Origin of the sequence: Roseivirga pacifica (genome assembly GCF_900111145.1) — a bacterium.
Lineage (GTDB): Bacteria > Bacteroidota > Bacteroidia > Cytophagales > Cyclobacteriaceae > Roseivirga > Roseivirga pacifica.
The window spans coordinates 1,297,278-1,314,298 of record NZ_FOIR01000002.1 but is presented as its reverse complement, the minus strand read 5'-3'; the positions used below and the strand labels follow the sequence as shown (position 1 = coordinate 1,314,298).

13 protein-coding genes and 2 tRNA genes are annotated in these 17,021 nt (G+C 40.8%); 8 read left to right on the top strand and 7 right to left on the bottom strand.

The window, feature by feature from the left end:
* Positions 1-89 precede the first annotated feature (89 nt).
* The 6 genes from BMW98_RS14485 (at position 90) to BMW98_RS14460 (ending at position 4,310) form a co-directional block, all read left to right on the top strand.
* Entirely contained in the window at positions 90-1,172 is a 1,083-nt protein-coding gene (locus tag BMW98_RS14485; RefSeq protein WP_090259299.1) for an AI-2E family transporter, read from the top strand.
* A gap of 14 nt (positions 1,173-1,186) precedes the next feature.
* On the top strand, positions 1,187-2,077 hold the full coding sequence (locus tag BMW98_RS14480) for an aldo/keto reductase (protein ID WP_245733599.1): 891 nt from the start codon (positions 1,187-1,189) through the stop codon (positions 2,075-2,077).
* Between the two features lie 185 nt (positions 2,078-2,262).
* Complete coding sequence (locus BMW98_RS14475) at positions 2,263-2,952, top strand: DUF2461 domain-containing protein (protein WP_090259297.1); 690 nt, start codon at positions 2,263-2,265, stop codon at positions 2,950-2,952.
* A 7-nt stretch (positions 2,953-2,959) separates the two neighbouring features.
* Positions 2,960-3,625: a DUF2461 domain-containing protein gene (locus BMW98_RS14470; RefSeq protein WP_090259296.1), complete on the top strand. Its 666-nt coding sequence runs from the start codon at positions 2,960-2,962 to the stop codon at positions 3,623-3,625.
* 37 nt (positions 3,626-3,662) lie between these two features.
* Positions 3,663-4,079, top strand: coding sequence for a DUF1573 domain-containing protein (locus BMW98_RS14465; RefSeq protein WP_090259295.1), 417 nt, complete (start codon positions 3,663-3,665; stop codon positions 4,077-4,079).
* 153 nt (positions 4,080-4,232) lie between these two features.
* Positions 4,233-4,310, top strand: a tRNA-Pro gene (locus BMW98_RS14460).
* A gap of 112 nt (positions 4,311-4,422) precedes the next feature.
* Here the strand turns inward: BMW98_RS14460 and BMW98_RS14455 are convergent.
* The gene (locus BMW98_RS14455) at positions 4,423-5,043 is read right to left on the bottom strand and encodes a DUF4956 domain-containing protein (protein WP_090259294.1); all 621 of its coding nucleotides are present in this window, start codon (positions 5,041-5,043) and stop codon (positions 4,423-4,425) included.
* Between the two features lie 70 nt (positions 5,044-5,113).
* Here BMW98_RS14455 and BMW98_RS14450 point away from each other — a divergent pair, with 70 nt between their 5' ends.
* Complete coding sequence (locus BMW98_RS14450) at positions 5,114-6,166, top strand: hypothetical protein (protein ID WP_139177585.1); 1,053 nt, start codon at positions 5,114-5,116, stop codon at positions 6,164-6,166.
* A 130-nt stretch (positions 6,167-6,296) separates the two neighbouring features.
* A tRNA-Ser gene (locus BMW98_RS14445) sits at positions 6,297-6,383 on the top strand.
* 117 nt (positions 6,384-6,500) lie between these two features.
* Here BMW98_RS14445 and BMW98_RS14440 read toward each other — a convergent pair.
* From BMW98_RS14440 to BMW98_RS14415, 6 genes are all read right to left on the bottom strand, one after another.
* Positions 6,501-8,981, bottom strand: a complete 2,481-nt coding sequence (locus BMW98_RS14440) for an ABC transporter permease (protein WP_090259292.1) — start codon at positions 8,979-8,981, stop codon at positions 6,501-6,503.
* A 217-nt stretch (positions 8,982-9,198) separates the two neighbouring features.
* Entirely contained in the window at positions 9,199-11,628 is a 2,430-nt protein-coding gene (locus BMW98_RS14435) for an ABC transporter permease (protein WP_090259291.1), read from the bottom strand.
* 64 nt (positions 11,629-11,692) lie between these two features.
* Positions 11,693-12,904 (bottom strand): DEAD/DEAH box helicase, encoded by a 1,212-nt coding sequence (locus BMW98_RS14430; RefSeq protein WP_222843648.1) that lies wholly within the window; start codon positions 12,902-12,904, stop codon positions 11,693-11,695.
* A gap of 77 nt (positions 12,905-12,981) precedes the next feature.
* Complete coding sequence (locus BMW98_RS14425; protein WP_090259290.1) at positions 12,982-14,439, bottom strand: TrkH family potassium uptake protein; 1,458 nt, start codon at positions 14,437-14,439, stop codon at positions 12,982-12,984.
* A 2-nt stretch (positions 14,440-14,441) separates the two neighbouring features.
* Complete coding sequence (trkA, locus tag BMW98_RS14420) at positions 14,442-15,782, bottom strand: Trk system potassium transporter TrkA (RefSeq protein ID WP_090259289.1); 1,341 nt, start codon at positions 15,780-15,782, stop codon at positions 14,442-14,444.
* 81 nt (positions 15,783-15,863) lie between these two features.
* Positions 15,864-17,003: a mechanosensitive ion channel family protein gene (locus BMW98_RS14415; RefSeq protein ID WP_338060839.1), complete on the bottom strand. Its 1,140-nt coding sequence runs from the start codon at positions 17,001-17,003 to the stop codon at positions 15,864-15,866.
* Between the last annotated feature and the right edge of the window lie 18 nt (positions 17,004-17,021).

Below are 17,021 nucleotides of genomic sequence, written 5' to 3'. Positions count from 1 at the left end.
AATCAATTCTTGTTGTGCGTCAGTTGTTTAGGGGATGGGAGGTTTAGGCTTTTAGGAAATGTTGTATCTTCCGATAATCGAAAAACCTTATGAAAACTGACTTAACCGAGAGAAACCTGCAAAGTGCAGCGTATTGGATCATTATCATTACCGGTATCTCAATCTTTCTAATCTATTTCAGGAGTTTTCTGGAGCCGATAGTTTTAGCTATGGTCATTTGGTACCTCATCAGAACTGCCAGAAAATACATTGGTAAGCTTCAAGTAAATGGTAAGTATTTGCCGTTGTGGCTTCAGCGTCTAATGGCCTTTTTGCTCACCTTGTTCGTGCTGTTTGGAATAGTTCAGGTAATTTCACTCAATATTAATCTAATCTCGGAAAACGCCAGTAAGTACGATGAAAACCTGACTGTGTTCTTAAGTAAATTCAAGGAGTATGATTTTTTTGGGGAGCTATTTCCGCAGATCGAAAAGTGGATAGCCGAACTTGATTATAAGAGTATAGTTTCTGGTGTGTTTAGCTCGGTGAGTTCCACGCTTGGTAACTTTGCTTTGGTAATAGTTTACGTGATCTTCTTCATTTTCGAAGAGAACTATTTCGATCAAAAACTTAACGGTGTGTTTCATGCCCAGCACAGAAGGCGCCATGTTATGCAGACCATCCAGCGCATCAGTTTAGCGGTTAATAAATACTTCACTGTTAAGACTGAAATGAGTTTACTAACTGCTGTAATTAGTTACGTTGTGTTGCTAATTCTTGGGGTTGATTTTCCTGTGCTTTGGGCCTTCATAATTTTCATTTTAAACTACATTCCCTACATCGGTTCGTTGGTGGCTACACTACTTCCAGCAATCTTTTCAGTCTTTCAATTTGCCTCGTTTTGGCCTTTCGTTTATGTGTTGGTCTGTGTTGAATTAGTACAAATTATAGTGGGTAATTATATAGAGCCGAAAGTAATGGGGAAGTCCCTAAATCTAAGTCCTCTTGTAGTAATAATAGCGCTCTCTTTATGGGGTTCTATCTGGGGTGTTTTAGGTATGATTCTATCCGTGCCTATTGTCTCAGTAATTATTATTATTTGTGCGCAGTTTCCTTCAACCAAAGGGGTGGCAATTATGCTTACAGAGAATGGAAATATTGAAGAACTTGAGCGGGATTTTGAAGACGAATAATGAAGTATAGGGTATTGAAAAAGGCTGGACTTAAAGTGTCTGAAATTGCTTTCGGTTGTATGTCTTTGGGGTTGGATCATCAGGTGAATTCTCGCCTAATTCATCAGGCATATGAGGGTGGTGTTAATTACTTTGATACAGCTGACATTTACCAAAACGGAATGAATGAAATCACCTTAGGTAAGGCTATTTCAGCTTTTAGAAATGAGGTGATTGTTGCTACAAAAGTTGGTAATGAACCAAATCCAAACGGTGAGGGTTGGAGATGGAATCCATCTAAGGAGTACATTTTGAAAACAGTAGATAGAAGTCTGAAACGCTTAGCTGTTGAGCAGATTGATATTTGCCAATTACATGGCGGAACGATTGAGGATCCTTTTGAAGACACGGTTGAAGCTTTTGAACTTTTAAAAGAGAAAGGTAAGATTAAGTATTATGGACTATCTTCCATTAGGCCCAATGTGATTGCTCGTTTTGTAGGGCATTCTGATATAGTGAGTGATATGCTTCAGTATAGTTTGTTGGATAGAAGACCTGAAGAGGAGGTGTTAAATATTTTGGCAGAGGCAGGGGTAGGTGTGATGGTGCGAGGTGCTTTTGCTAAGGGTAAATTGCTTAAAAATGATTTAAGTAACTACTTAGATTATGATAGTAAATCAATTGATTCATTGAGAGATATGGTTTTGTTATTCTCAAATGAGAAAAGATCAGTTTTTGATGTGATGCTGCAGTGGGTTCTCGCAAATGAGAAGGTTACATCCGTAGTGCTTGGAATTAGAACCCAAGCGCATCTACAAGATGCTTTGTCGTTTCATGGAGCTGAGCAATTGTCTCACGAGGAACTCGCTCAATTAACGAATTTGCTAAAGCCAAATAAATATGAAAATCATAAGATTTCAAACTGATTGATGGTTTGGTTTGTTTCTGTAAAGTCAGGTGATGCAAGATTACTTTTCTGGTTCAGTAGTAGCTTGGCTTTTGTTTAATAATAGAACTTAGTGACTTTGAATTTTACTTGACCTACGGCTTACGTTTTTGTGTAAGTGTTAAAGCGTAAGTTCTTTTTCAATTCAATATAAAATTATGATTAATGAACCCTGTTATTCCAAAATCTACCTTTGAGTTTTTGTCTAAGTTGAATCAAAATAATGAGCGAGAGTGGTTCAATGAAAATAAGGCGTGGTACGAGCAAGAGCATGCGGCTGTCATAGTATTTGCCGATGCTATGTTGAGCTCGATGCAGGCGCACGATCAGTTACAAACCGAGAGTGGGAAAAAGAGTCTGATGAGGATTTATAGAGATACAAGATTCTCTAAAGATAAGACCCCATATAAGCCTCGTTTTGCTGGAAGTTTCTCCAGGGTTAAACCTCAGTTAAGAGGTGGTTACTTCTTCTCTTTCAAGCCAGGTGAAACCGTGGTTGGTGGTGGCTTTTATGGACCGAATTCAGATGACTTGAAATTACTTCGAAACCAGATAGCGCAGGATGATGAGCCACTTAGAAAAGTACTAAATGATAAGGCTTTTAAATCTATGTTTGGAGTGCTAAAAGGAAATCAAGTAAAGACTGCTCCAAAGGGTTTTGATAAAGAGCATGAGGCGATAGATTTGCTACGGTATAAATCGATGTATGTGTTCAGAGAGTTCAAGGATCAAGAGGTTTTAAAGGAGTCGTTTTTTGATGAGACGATTAAAACATTTTTGGCGTTGAGACCCTTCTTTGATGTGATGACCGAGTACCTTACAACTGACTTAAACGGTCGTTCAATAATTGATTAAAATACCTATGGCGAGACAAGAGATTTTTAGTTTTCTAGAAGCACTAGTTGCGAATAATTCCAAGGAATGGATGGATCAAAATAGGGCTTGGTATGAGTCGGCTAAGCAGGAGGTGGTAAAGGTTTTCGACCCGATTCTGGATGAGCTAAAGTCTTTTGATCCAAGAATTGTTCAGCCTACGGCTAGAAAGTCCCTCAATAGAATAAACAATAACTTGATGTTTCATCCTGACCGGCCAACCTATAAAGATCACTTCGGTATTGGGTTTGGTTACGGAAAGGGTTTGGCAGATTTTTATATCCACCTAGGGGTTGATGAACTCTTGATTGCTGGAGGTCTATGGCACCCGCCAACAGATAAATTGAAAAAGTTGAGGATGGAGATAGATTATGAAGGAGATCGGCTGCAGGGTGTTTTAGAAGAAGAGTATTTTAATACGCATTTTCAATTGTATCACGAAGATAAATTAACCAATGCACCAAAAGGGTTTGACAAGAATCATCCGCAAATTGAATTATTGAAAATGAAAAGCCTGGCAGTCTTTAGGCCTATTAATAGGGTGGACTTTCTGTCTGATGACTTTTCTGAACTGGTAGTGAGTAGTTATAAGGCTGTGGTGCATATGCTCGACTTTATCAATGTAGCAATTACAGATGGAGGCTTTCTTGAATGATGTGCGTTTACTAAATTGAACGAAAATAGCATTAGATATGAAAAAGATATTATTCAGCCTAGTGGCGTTTTGTGTGCTGCAGGTGGCTGCTGCGCAGGAGCAGGTGGTGGCTACAGGTCCACAAATAAAGTTTGAAGAGACACTTTTTAAGTTTGAGAATATAATTCAAGGAGATACAGTTGAACATACCTTTACCTTTGAAAATGTTGGTACAGAACCCTTGAAAATCCTTTCAGCAAGAGGTTCGTGTGGTTGTACGGTACCTAAGTATTCTAAAGATCCAATTGCACCGGGAGAAAAGGGTGAGGTATTTGTACGCTTTAAGAGTGCTGGAAAGCGAGGTATGCAAAATAAAACGGTCACCCTGATTACAAATATGAAAGACAACCAGCAAGTGGTGCTTACTATCAGGGGTGAAGTGATGTTGCGTGACACGGAAAAACCTGAGGAGTAGATAGATAAGCTATTAAGATATGAGCCGGCTAGAATGCCGGCTTTTTTGTGGGTAAATATTTTTTCAATTTATTTTTACTCGGCTATTGTATAAAGAAAAAGACCCTCTATATTTGCAGTCCAATTCGGGAGTAACATTCCGAAAAACAGGGCTCGGGGTGTAGCGTAGCCCGGTTATCGCGCCTCGTTTGGGACGAGGAGGTCGCAGGTTCGAATCCTGCCACCCCGACCACAAAAACCGCATTAGAGCAATCTGATGCGGTTTTTTGCTTTTATATGACTCGATTCCATGACTCGAAAGTTCTTATTTCGTTAAGCTAGCTTTGGGTCTATGTTTGGGTATTTTACTCTTGTGTTGTGATGTGTCTTTCGTCTTTGTCTATAAAGTAGATTTCGAGCCGAGCAGTGCTTTCCTTTAAATTCACTTTGCCCACTTTTATTTTTTCAATCTGAGTGATTCCAAGTTTGGTCGATAGGTCTGCCTTAAGTTCTGTCTCTTTTTCTGGGGTAATCAGGTCTACGTTGTCATAAGTAATTAGCTTTCGAACCATGGTGGAAGTTCTGCTGAGCATAGCCTCGATACCCCATAAAAGCAGTACGAGTATTGTATCGCTAAGCACTACAGTAAAGTAGTTAAAGTCCGATGGTACCAAGGCATTTTTTGCTGCAATGCCCACGCTTAAAAATAGGTAGGTCATTTCTCGGGCAGAGATTGTAACAGTTCTGTAGCGAATTATTCCGAAGATGGCGAAAATACCAATGGCAAAGCCTAAACCTAGCTGCACGTTGCGAATAAAGGCGCAAATCATAAATATGATGGCCGATAACATAACATTGGTGAGTAGGTATTCCTTTTTGCCGTTTTTTGGTAGGTATAGAAAGTGGCTAAACACCAACACAACAATTGTAGTGTAGAAAAATTTAGCAAAGTTCAAGTAGAATTCCGGTCGTACAGCTAGTTCCATGTTTTTGAGTACGTTAACTCCTGTTGCTTTTGTTAACTTACTGTAAATTAGGAATAACTAAAAGTTTGCTATGCGAAAATACTGCTTAATTCTCTGTGGCGTACTCTCTCTTAGTTGTAAGATTGTTATGGCTCAGGAGGAGGATGGTTTGGTGGATTCACTACTTATTCATTCTGATATTTTTGCTTTTGAGGCACCTGCCAAAATCAGCCTTAAAATGGATGTGAAGGCTTTTAAGAAGGCAAAGTATACCGATAAATATTTACCGGCTGAACTCAGTTACAAGTTGGATAGCATTAATGAAGCTGTTGTAAAACAGGTGCGCATTAAAGCGAGGGGTAACTCTAGGTGCCAAAAGTGTTTCTTCCCACCAATTAAGCTCAATATTAGAAAGGCCGATGTGAAAAATGATTATTTATCGGAAACCAAGACGATAAAGCTGGTTACGCATTGTAATAGTGCTCTTGTGAATAAAAGGTATCTATTGAAAGAATACTTGGCTTACAAGCTATATCAGGTAGTAAGCCCTTACAGTTTTAGAGTCAGGCTAGTGCAAATGGAATACATTGATACCGGAAAACGTGGAAAAAACATTGACACATGGGCATTTTTGATAGAACCTATAGGTGTAATGGCTGAAAGACTGGATATGCTCAATGTAAAGTCTGATAACCTACGGGATGAGCTTATGGATAGGTCAATAATGACAACATTAGATCTATTTCAGTATATGATTGGCAATGCTGACTATTCGGTGCAGGGTAGGCATAACATGAAGGTAATTAGATCGAAGGATGTAATGGAACAAGAAGGGGTTCCTGTGCCTTACGATTTTGATTATAGTGGCTTGGTTGATGCAGGTTACGCAGTGCCTGGCGATCAACTAGGGATTGATAGTGTTAAAGAAAGATATTTCTTGGGTGCTTGTAAGACCGAAGCTGAAATAGAAGAAGCAGTGGTTGGTTTAAAGGCCAAGAAGCCGGAGCTGTTTGAAGTGATAGATGCATTCGAATACCTAAATAGCAAGGAGAAAACAGCTATGAAACGGTACTTAGAGGAATTCTTTTCTGCTGTAGAAAAAAATAGTTTTTACAACTATTCCATATTAAGTACCTGTAAATGAATGGGCTATTTTGAGGTGGCTACTAAGAGGTTTATTGGCTTGAAATAGTTTTTCGAATTTTTGAACCATCGGGCATTGAAATTAAAGGCATTCGCTTATATTTGCAGTCCGTTTAGCGAGGCATCGCACTGGAGAGGTGGGTGAGTGGCTGAAACCACATGTTTGCTAAACATGCGTACGGGAAACCGTACCGGGGGTTCGAATCCCCCTCTCTCCGCAAATCGGCCTTGTAGCATTGCTGCAAGGCCTTTTTTGTTTTTATCACTAGTGTGTCACGACCATAAAAAAACGCCATCCTAGGATGGCGCTTCTCTTATCAATATAGATTTACCTCTTACTCGTACCTAAGCGCTTTTACAGGGTTTTGCTGTGCTGCTTTTAGTGAATGGAAGCTTACGGTTAAGAAGGCTATTAAAAGCGCTAATATGCCCGCTATGGCTGCCGCACCGATGATTACAGTTGATAAATCGATGGTGTATTGAAATACCTGCAGCCAGTCTTCAATTAAGTAATAAGATACTGGTGCTGCTATTACAAAGCCAATAATCACTAAGAGCATGATGTCTTTAAAGATTAAATAAACGAGTTGTGGAACCGTGGCACCAAGTACTTTTCTCACACCTATTTCTTTAATCCTAGTGGCAGTAGTAAAGCTTGAAAGCCCCAACAAGCCAAGGCAACTAATCAGTATACAGATGTAAGAAAGGGAGGCGGTTAGCTTGTTCTGTCGCATATCAGATTTGTAAAGGTTTTCTGCTTGCGTATCTAACAATCCATATTCAAACGGATGGCTAGGGTCTAGCTCATCGTACTTTTCCTCTAAATAACTGAGGGTAGCTTTTAAGGTGCCTGCTTTTGCATGTACTACAACAGATGGGTTGACTTGGGTAATTGTACCAAAAATCTCGTAACGAAGAATGATTGTAGGTTCTACCTTAACATGAAGCGAGAATGCATTAAAGTCTTTTACTACACCGATTACACGGCTTGGTGTTGCCTGAGCCGATGCATTCTGTACTTTTTTGCCTATAGCGCTTTCAGCGTCTGGCCAACCAAGATATTCTACCATGGCTTCGTTTACCAAAACCCCAGCACTTACATCGGTAGGAATTGTTTCATCAAAATCCCTGCCTGCTATAATTTCCATTTCCATGGCTTTTACAAAGTTCTCACCAATGAACATGACATTATAAGTGTCTGTTTTCATGAGTGTGTCGGCTTCTTCTACCATCATTACTTGACGGCCACCGCCAATTAATCGGTTACCCACGGCATTGGCGTTGCTGGCACTTAGCCCCGTAGATGTTGTTACATCAATTATATTGGGATTCTCTCTCAGCTCATTTTGAATGACATCAAGCCTTCTGCTCACAAGTGTATCGCGAGTTGGAATAATGATGACATTGTCTTTATTAAAGCCCAAATCTTTATTTCTCATAAAGCTTATCTGGTTGCTCATTAACAGGGTAGAGATAACTACGCCAATGGATACAAAGAATTGAAATGCCACTAATACTTTTCTTAAGAACATGCTGCCTGGGCCAGATTTCACCGAGCCTTTCATGGCAGTAATTACCGAGATAGCCGATAGATAGAATGCAGGGTAGAGCCCTGAGAGCACGCCTAATAACGCTGTAATGCCGATAGAACCAAATAACAGTAGTGGGTTGTCTAACCAGTTTAGGCTTAAGTTTTTGCCAAGCATATCGTTTACGTTGGTACCGTAAAGCACCAAATAAACAAGCCCTATGGCTAGAATGAGTGAACAAGTGGTAATTAGGATAGATTCGCTTAGAAATTGAGCTACCAGTTTCGATTTGGTGGAGCCTAGCACTTTTTTAATGCCAACCTCTTTGGAGCGTTTGGTTGCTCGGGCCGTGGCCAGATTCATATAGTTAATGCTGGCCAATATCAGTACAAATAAACCAATGGCGATAAATGCTTGCGTGTAGGCTTTGTTGCCCGTAGCCAAATCGTATTGCACTTTTGAGTTAAAGTGAACTTCATTTAAAGGAACCAATCTCGGTTCGAAACTGGCTTCTCTTAGGGAAGGGGCAAACTGCCTGATTGGCGCCATGTATTGGTCGAAAAGCTCGGGGAACCTTTCATAAATGGAGTTTACATTATAGTTCTTTGGCAACATTACATAGGAATAGGTGCCAACATTCCACAATTGACTCATTCTTTGTTGGGCGTTCATTGGTGGCTGACCAGAGGTTACTGTTGCAAACGAAAAGAGTCCGTTAAACCTAAGGTGCACATTGTCTGGTAAATCCTCAATAATTCCTTTTACTGTAAAGGTGTTTGCATCTGTTTTTACCAGCTCATTCATGGGGTTCTTATTCCCGAATAGCCGCTTTGCGGTGCTTTCTGTGAGCACTAGACTGCGAGGCTCAACCAATGCAGTTTCTGGGTCACCTTGAATAAATTTATGGGTGAACATTTTAAACATGGCCGAGTCTGCAAAGTACATGTCGTCCACATAAAAGTTGCTGTCTTCTATTCTAAACAACACTTGTCCTGCGTTCATTACTCTGGTGAAGTGCTGAATTTCAGGATACTCCATTTGCATGGTTTCGGCAAGTGCCATTGAGGTAAGAGCAAACTCATCGTTTTTAGGAGGAATGAAGAATTTGGATTCCAAGCGATAAACTTGATCCCATTTTTCATGCGACTTATCAAAAGTTAAATCACTCTGAACATAGAGCAGGATAATAATACTAACCGCAAGCCCTAATGCTAGACCAAAGATGTTGAGAAAAGCATAGAACTTGTTTTTGAGGAGCACGCGAAACGCGTATGCGATGTTTTTCATAGTGTTTGGTTTTGAGTTGACCTGTTTGCGCTGTCAGTAAAGGCATTGCTGCTGGGTTCTGACAATGTGAATGTTGAAAAAAATAGTTGCTTACTTAGTCCAAAAATGAAGAGTGATGCAATTTTGGGGTTGTGTGGTTGAAGAATTGACTAAGTGCCAGACTCCTAGCAAGATTAAACAAGCATATGATTAAGTGCGCTGTTATACGTCAATCCAATTAATCGGTGCGTAAAGTTTGTGCGGGGTTCGCTCTTCCTGCTTCAATTATTTTGGCCGATATGGCAACCACACCCAAAATGCTAACTGCTATTAGGCTGATTAATGCGGCAAAAATGAGGTTGGTAGAAAGTTCAATTCGGTAGGCGTATTCATTCAACCAATTGGAGATAAACATGTAACACAGCGGAGTGGCAATTATGCCGGCTATTACTATAAGCTTAATTTGTTTAAGGCTAAGGTTAATAAATAATGTGGAAGGACTTGCTCCTAGCACCTTGCGAATGCTAATTTCTTTCATCCTTTGGTTTACCTCGAAAGAGGAGAGTCCCACTAAGCCGAGTATAGCAATGAGCACCGCAATGTATCCTAAGATGGCAATTAGTTGAGACTCCTTCCTGTCGTCCATGTACATATTGCCAATTCTATCTTCCATGGCAGTAAATTCAAATGGTATTTCGGGGTAAAAGCTTTGAAAGACCTCTTCAATTTCGCTTGCTGCGCGATTTTCCAGCCCTGGGACTACTACTATATGAAAGCTGGTTCGGGTTAGGTTTTGCGATGAGCCTGAGAATACAGCTTTTTTGTAAAGAATTAGTGGCTCAATTTTTTGTTTTAATGATTTGAAATAGAAGTCTTTAATTACTCCAACCACTTCGTATTGGCGCCCTCTATGAATCACCTTTTTGCCGATGGCTGTATCCCAACTCATGTGCTGTACAAATGATTGGTTTACCAGAACTTTTGAGGTGTCAGAAAGTATATCAGCACTGAAGTCGCGGCCTTCAACCAGCGAAATATCGAAAGTGTTACTAAAGTTGTTCGAAACAAAAGCGCTTTGCACAATCTGCTCTTTAAAGTCGCCAGTATTCTGCTGAACCTCCATGTTAATGGAGTAGCTACCAATCAGGTGTTTGGCGCTGCTCAGCTTTACATCGGTAATGCGCGCTACTGAGCTAAGTGTAGATAGTTTTTGCTTAATCTCTTCTGCTTGGCTTGCCATTCTGTTGTCGGTCATGTCAACAATCAGCATAGGATCTTCTGTAATGCCAATGCTTTGGCTGTTCACTAGGTTAAGCTGCAGCTTCATCATAAGCATACTAGTGATTACCAGAAGGGAAGCCATAAACTGTACCGTAATGAGAAGGCTTCGCAGCATATTCGACTGTTTTTTGGCATATGCCACTTCGTGCAGTTTCACTTTTGCATACTTAAAAGCAGGGTAGAAAGAACTGAGTATGGCAAGGGTTATGGCCAGTATTAGACTTACCAGTAATGTAATTGGTTGTAGTAGCGCATTGTACTTTAGTGGTCTGTTAATTATAGACTCTAAAACTCTGCTGTCAATAATCAGGTAGGTTAGGCCATAAGCCAGCAGTAAGCTAATAATCACGTATAGTACCGATTCGAAAATAAGTTGTGCGGTTATTTGACTTTTAGTAGCGCCAAGCACTTTTTTCATACCCAACTCTTTGGTACGTGTGCTCAAAAGCGCCATAGAAAGGTTGGCATAGTTGATCGAGATAATTATCAAGATGATCGCGCCAATGATGAGTGTGATCTTAAAAAAGTCTTTATCACCCGTAGGCATGTTGTAAGCCGACTCTGTTTCGAAGTGACTGTCGGTAACCGGCACAAAATCCAGTACCAAGTCTTCTTCCTCAATTCCTCTTTGCCTTATAAGTGGGTAAACTTTTTCTTCTAGAAAGTTCTGACTTTTGGCTTGCACCTCATGGTGAATAGTGTTTTCGGCAAAACGAACGTAAGTAAAGTATTCCGCAGCCCATAGTTCTTCCAAATAGTTTGCTGCAGAGTGCCTCTCAAATTGATTGTCGAGGGTTTTGTGGGAAAGTAGTCCTTTAAATTGCAAGTGAAGGTTAGGGGCGAGGTCTTCAATAATTCCTACCACCTGAAAGGGTTTTCCATCGACAAAAATGGAGGCGTTATGTGCTTGCGTTACGCTGCCAAACCATTGAATGGCTTTTGATGCAGTGAGTACCAATTCATTTGCTTTGGTTAATGCCCGGTTGGCGCTACCTAGCAAAAACTTTGGTTCAAAAAGGCGAATGCTTTCTTGGTCTGAGTAGAGTAGCTCGTGTTCGAAAAAGTAGTTTTCATCAACCTTTACAATTCTTCTTCTTGTACGCGAGAAACGGCCGTAAGCTTCAACCTCGGGTATTTCTTCCGTTAGTTTTGGTCCTAAAAATCGTGAGGTTATCGCGTATAACTCAGACTTATCTGGAGTTACATATTTAGCATTTAATTTATAGGTTCTGTCGGCTGCAGGTAGTAGCCTATCGTGATTGTAATCGTAAGAGAGAATTAAGAATATGACCATACACAAGGCGAAGCCAGTACTTAGCCCGAGTATGTTTATGGCACTATAAAATTTGTGCTTACCAAAGACCCTTAGGGTAGTCTTTGCAGTCATTAATTAGGTCGATTTAGTTTCGGTTAATCCCCAAGATATAAATAGTGAATGGTTTTATTACAAACTATCTACGTTTTGTTTTACTTTTTCTAAAATTCGGCCTTTTACTTCTTTTGAACTGCTTAGGATTGTATTCAGGGCCAGTACCAATGTGTTCTGGTAAATCGATTTTTCTAACCTCGCGCTCCATCATTTGCTCAATTCGGGCAAACTTCTGCTGGTCATCTTCATTGATAAATGTTACCGCTTCGCCTTCGGAAGATGCACGTGCCGTTCTACCAATTCTGTGGATGTAGTCCTCTGGGTCGTTAGGTACGTCATAGTTTATCACCATGTCGATATTGTCGATATCGATACCTCGTGAAATCACATCCGTAGCAACAAGTATTTGTAGGCTGCGGTGTTTAAACTGGCTCAATGTCTTTTCGCGTTCAGCTTGCTCCAAATCGCTGGAAATACCCGCTGCATTCATGCCTTCGGCTTTTAGCTCTTTGGTAAGCGAGCGCACCTTAGATTTGGTGGAAGCGAAAATAATGAGACATGGAATATCATTGAATCGCAGTAGGTGCTTTACCAAATCGATCTTTTGGCTGTCGTAAGCGCAGAAAGCTACTTGCACTACTTTTTCGGCTGGCTTGGAAATGGAGATACTGATCTCCTCGGGCTCCTTCAAAATCTCCTTAGATAGCGTTCTGATCTTAGGAGGCATGGTGGCCGAAAAGAGCAGTGTTTGTCTTTCCTTAGGTAGAAAGCTAATAATCTTTGTAATGTCTTCATAGAAGCCCATGTCGAGCATTCTATCAGCTTCATCTAAAATAAGGTGCTGAAGGTTTTTAACCTTTACATAGCCTAAGTTAAGATGCGAGATGATTTTGCCCGGTGTGCCAACCACTACGTTTACACCTTGAGAAAGGGCAGACTTTTCGCGCGCAAAGCCTTCTCCATCGCCACCACCATAAATAGCAATTGAACTAATGCCGGTAAAGTAGCTAAAGCCTTCTAGCTGTTGGTCTATTTGTAGCGCCAACTCTCTCGTTGGGCAAATTATTAGGGCATTTATATCGTCAGAATCTCTATCGCCCGAGCAAATTTTATGAAGCAGCGGAAGTAGAAAAGCTGCTGTTTTACCCGTACCTGTTTGGGCACAGCCAATCAGGTCTTTCCCTTCAACAATCACAGGAATTGCCTGCTCTTGGATTGGGGTTGGCTTTTCATAGCCCATTGCCTCAATGCTGGTGAGAACGTCTGGGTGTAAGTTAAGTTCTTTGAAATTCAAGGTTAGATTTTAAAGTATTCCCGAAATATAACAAAAGAGAATATCTCCATGCTATAAGTTGGTTAAAACTATAAGGTTTAGCGCTTTCTCCAAAAATGTGGGGAAAGTAGCATCAACACAGTAAACAACTCGAGCCTGCCCAGTAGCATAAGAATGGCCAATAACCATTTACCTGCTGCTGGCATGCCAGCAAAGTTGTCTACCGGGCCTACTTCGCCAATTCCTGGGCCAACATTGCCCAAAGAGGTGGCTACGGCACCAAATGCGGTAGAGAAATCCACATTCATAGAAGAGAGCATGATTACGCCCACAATAAAAACCAGAATGTAGATCATGATAAAGGCAAGTACATTGAATACAATGTTCTGTTCAATAGCTTTGCCGCTAATTCTTACTGGCATAACGGCAGATGGGTGAAGTTGCCTTTTCAACTCTAAAAACGAGTTTTTAAATAGCACAATGTGCCTGATCACTTTTACACCACCAGCTGTTGAGCCCGCAGAACCACCTACAAATAAAAGAATAAAGAATACTACCGAAAGGAATGAAGCCCATGACGTGTAGTCTGCCGAAACGAAGCCCGTTGTTGTGATTATGGAAACAACTTGGAACAACGAGTCGCGGAATGAGCGCTCAAAGCCGTAGTCCTTCACTATTAACAATGTAAGGGTAACAATAATGGTAATGGCTACCGTAAAGAGCGTGTAAACCACAAACTCTTCATTCTTAATTACTTTTTGGAAGTTTCTTTTTAAGCCGAAATACGTTAACGTAAAACTGGTACCCGCCAAGAACATAAACACGATAATTATGTATTGAATAAGCGGAGAACTGTAATGCATTATACTGGCATTCTTTGTAGAGAATCCGCCAGTTGCCATGGTGGTAAGCGAGTGGTTAACAGCATCGTACAGCGTCATTCCGGCTGCCCAAAGTGCCAGTGCTTCGGCTACTGTTAGGCCTACATAAAGCAGCCACAACCTTTTGGCTGTTTCTTGAATTCTAGGCTGTAGTTTATCTGGTGTAATTCCTGGCGCTTCGGCCACAAATAGCTGCATACCACCAATGCCTAAAAATGGAAGAATGGCCACTGCTAGCACGATAATACCCATTCCGCCAATCCATTGTGTTAAACTTCTCCAGAGCAATATGCCTTTCGGTACTGCTTCAATATCGTTCAGAATGGAGGCACCCGTAGTGGTATAACCCGACATGGTTTCGAAAAACGCATCGGTAAGGTTAGGTATGGCACCGCTGAGTAAGTAAGGCAAACAGCCAAATAGCGACATAAAGATCCAGCCTAGAGAAACTACTAGGTATCCATCTTTTCTTTTAAGCTCCTTGTTCTTGTTTTTGCGGGTAGCAAACCTCAATGCAAAACCCGAAAGGCCTGTAATGGCTGCTGCCCCTGTAAGTGGTAGAATGTCTGCTTCCCAGTTGTAAATAGAAACTGGAAGGCACAAAAGCATAAATACTGCGTTAATTAGCAATAATAGGCCAAGAATTTGGGCGATAACCGGAATATTGAACTTCATTGCTAGATAAAGTAGTCTTCTACTTTCTTAATGCATTCTTTTTTGGAGAGCACAACTACTCTGTCTTTTGGCTGAAAACGGAAATCGCCTGGGGTGGTAAGTCCGTGCCCATCGCGAATTACGCCTCCAATAATAGCTGATTTCGGAAATTGTAAGTTACGCAGCTGATGCTGGGTAATCTTAGAGTCTTCCTGCACTTCGAATTCCAAGATCTCGGCATCAACACCGTGAATACTCGTAATTGAGTGAATTTCACCCTGACGAATATGACGGAAGATAAAGTTTGCCGCTATGAGCTTTTTGTTAATCATGGTATCAACACCAATGCTTTGCGATAGGTGTATGTAGTCCATGTTTTCTACCATGGCAATGGTTTTCTTTACCCCGGATTTCTTAGCCACCAAGCAAGTGATTATGTTGGTTTCAGAGTCACCAGTTACGGCAATGAATGCGTCAATGTCTTGAATATTCTCTTCTTCTAGCAATTCCATATTTCGGCCATCGCCATTAATTACCATGGCATCCGGTAGCTGATCGGCCAACTCGAAACACTTTTGTGCATCGCGCTCAATTATTTTCACATTGTAGCGAGCACTCAACAATCTTGCTGCATGGTAGCCCACACGCGAACCACCCAAGATTAAGATGCTTTTTACGCCTTCTTTTTTCTTCCCACTTAAAAAGAGCAGTTTTTCGACTCCTTCGGGTTGGGCAATAAAGTAAGCGTGGTCGTTTTCTTCAAAGTGTGTGTTGCCATAAGGAATGATGGTTTCATTATCTCGGAGAATGGCAACCGTCATAAATGTCTGGTCTGGGTTTAGCTTGGCCACGTCTAGCATGGTTTTGCCTTTTAGCGGACTTTTCGCATCGATGTTTACGCCCATTAGCTGCAACAAACCTTTTTGAAACTCAAAACTATCGGTTATTGCTACCTCTTTTAAAAGTCTTTTGATCTCGCGCGCTGCCAAAGATTCGGGCGAAATAATATCGTCTATTCCTAAGTGCTTTAGGTTGAGCTTATCCTTCTTGTATAGAAATTCTGTATTAGAAATTCTTGCCACCGTTCTTTTGGCACCAAGGTGCTTGGCAATAATGGCCGTGGCAATATTCGCGTCTTCCGAATTGGTTACAGCAATGAGTAGGTCTGCCTCGGAAACTCCTGCTTCTTCTAGCACAGAGTAGGAGGTAGAGTTACCTCTAATTGTTCCCGCATCTACCTGATTTGCTGCTTGTTTAAGTTTTTCAGCTGCTTTGTCAATCAGTACAATATCCTGACCTTCTTCACAAAGTAGCTTGGCTAAGTGATACCCCACATTTCCAACGCCTGCTATGATTACTCTCATATGCTCCTTCTACTTATGGTGGCAAAATTATATAAAAATGTTCTGATGTATCGTGTTTTCATGCTAATGTATTGAAAACGATTAATTTAACTTTTCCTTGTTGGGCCACCCCGACTTGATGTGGAGATCGCGCTGTGGGAAAGGGATTTCTATGTTGTGTTCTTTAAACTTCTCAAAAATCAGATAATACAACTGACTTTTGAGTACTATTGGCTTGCTGATGTAAGAGCTTGTCCAAACCATTAGGTCGAAATTAAGCGAACTATCAGCATATTCTGTGAAAAGCACATCGGGCTTTGGTCGCTTAAGTACATCGGGGTGCTTTTCTGCAACTTCCATCAATAGCTTCTTTATCTGTGCCGGATCTTCATTGTACGATACCCCAACCGGAATATGAAAGCGAATGTTTCTATCATTATGGCTCCAGTTGATCACCTGTTTGCTGATGAACTCAGAATTTGGGATGATGATGGAAATATTATCGTTGGTGTTTACCGTGGTAGCACGGGAAGAAACTTTTACTACATCGCCAGAAACATTGCCTACTTCAATTCTATCGCCCACTTTAATGGGGCGCTCAAAGAGAATAATTAGACCCGAAACAAAGTTGTTGGCAATGTTTTGAAGCCCAAAACCTAAACCAACACCAAGAGCACCCGCCAGTACATTGAGCGAACCTAGGTTAATAGTGTTTTGAATGATCAACAGTCCACCTAGTAAAATGGCCATATATTGAATAATGGTGCCAATAGACTGGCTTACACCTATATCGTCAGAGTAGCGGCTAAGTATCTGCTTTACAAAAATGGTTTTGAGCTTGCCGCTGAAGAATACTAAAAGGATAAAGAAGAAGAGTACCCGTAATATATCGAAGAATGTAATTGGGTTCTCCTTATTGGCTGATATATCGAAATTGAATCTATTAAAACCAATGTTCGATAGAATGACAACCAGACCTAGTACTAGAATGATGTACTTAGTGGTATTGCCAATAGAAAGTACAGTTTTTCTATCGTGAACGTAGCGCTCTAATATGCGGTTTATCAGTACCGATCGAACCAGGTTGCCCAGCAGATTTACCAAAAACATGAAGACAATTGGTAGAATTATTTCAGTTAAGGTGAGCTCAAAGCCCATAACCTGAAAACCTTCACCGAGAGCCGGCAATTCTGAGTTAATAAATTCGATCAGCTTATCGTAGAACGAGAAAGCCTCTTCCATTGTGCCAATATAAAAACT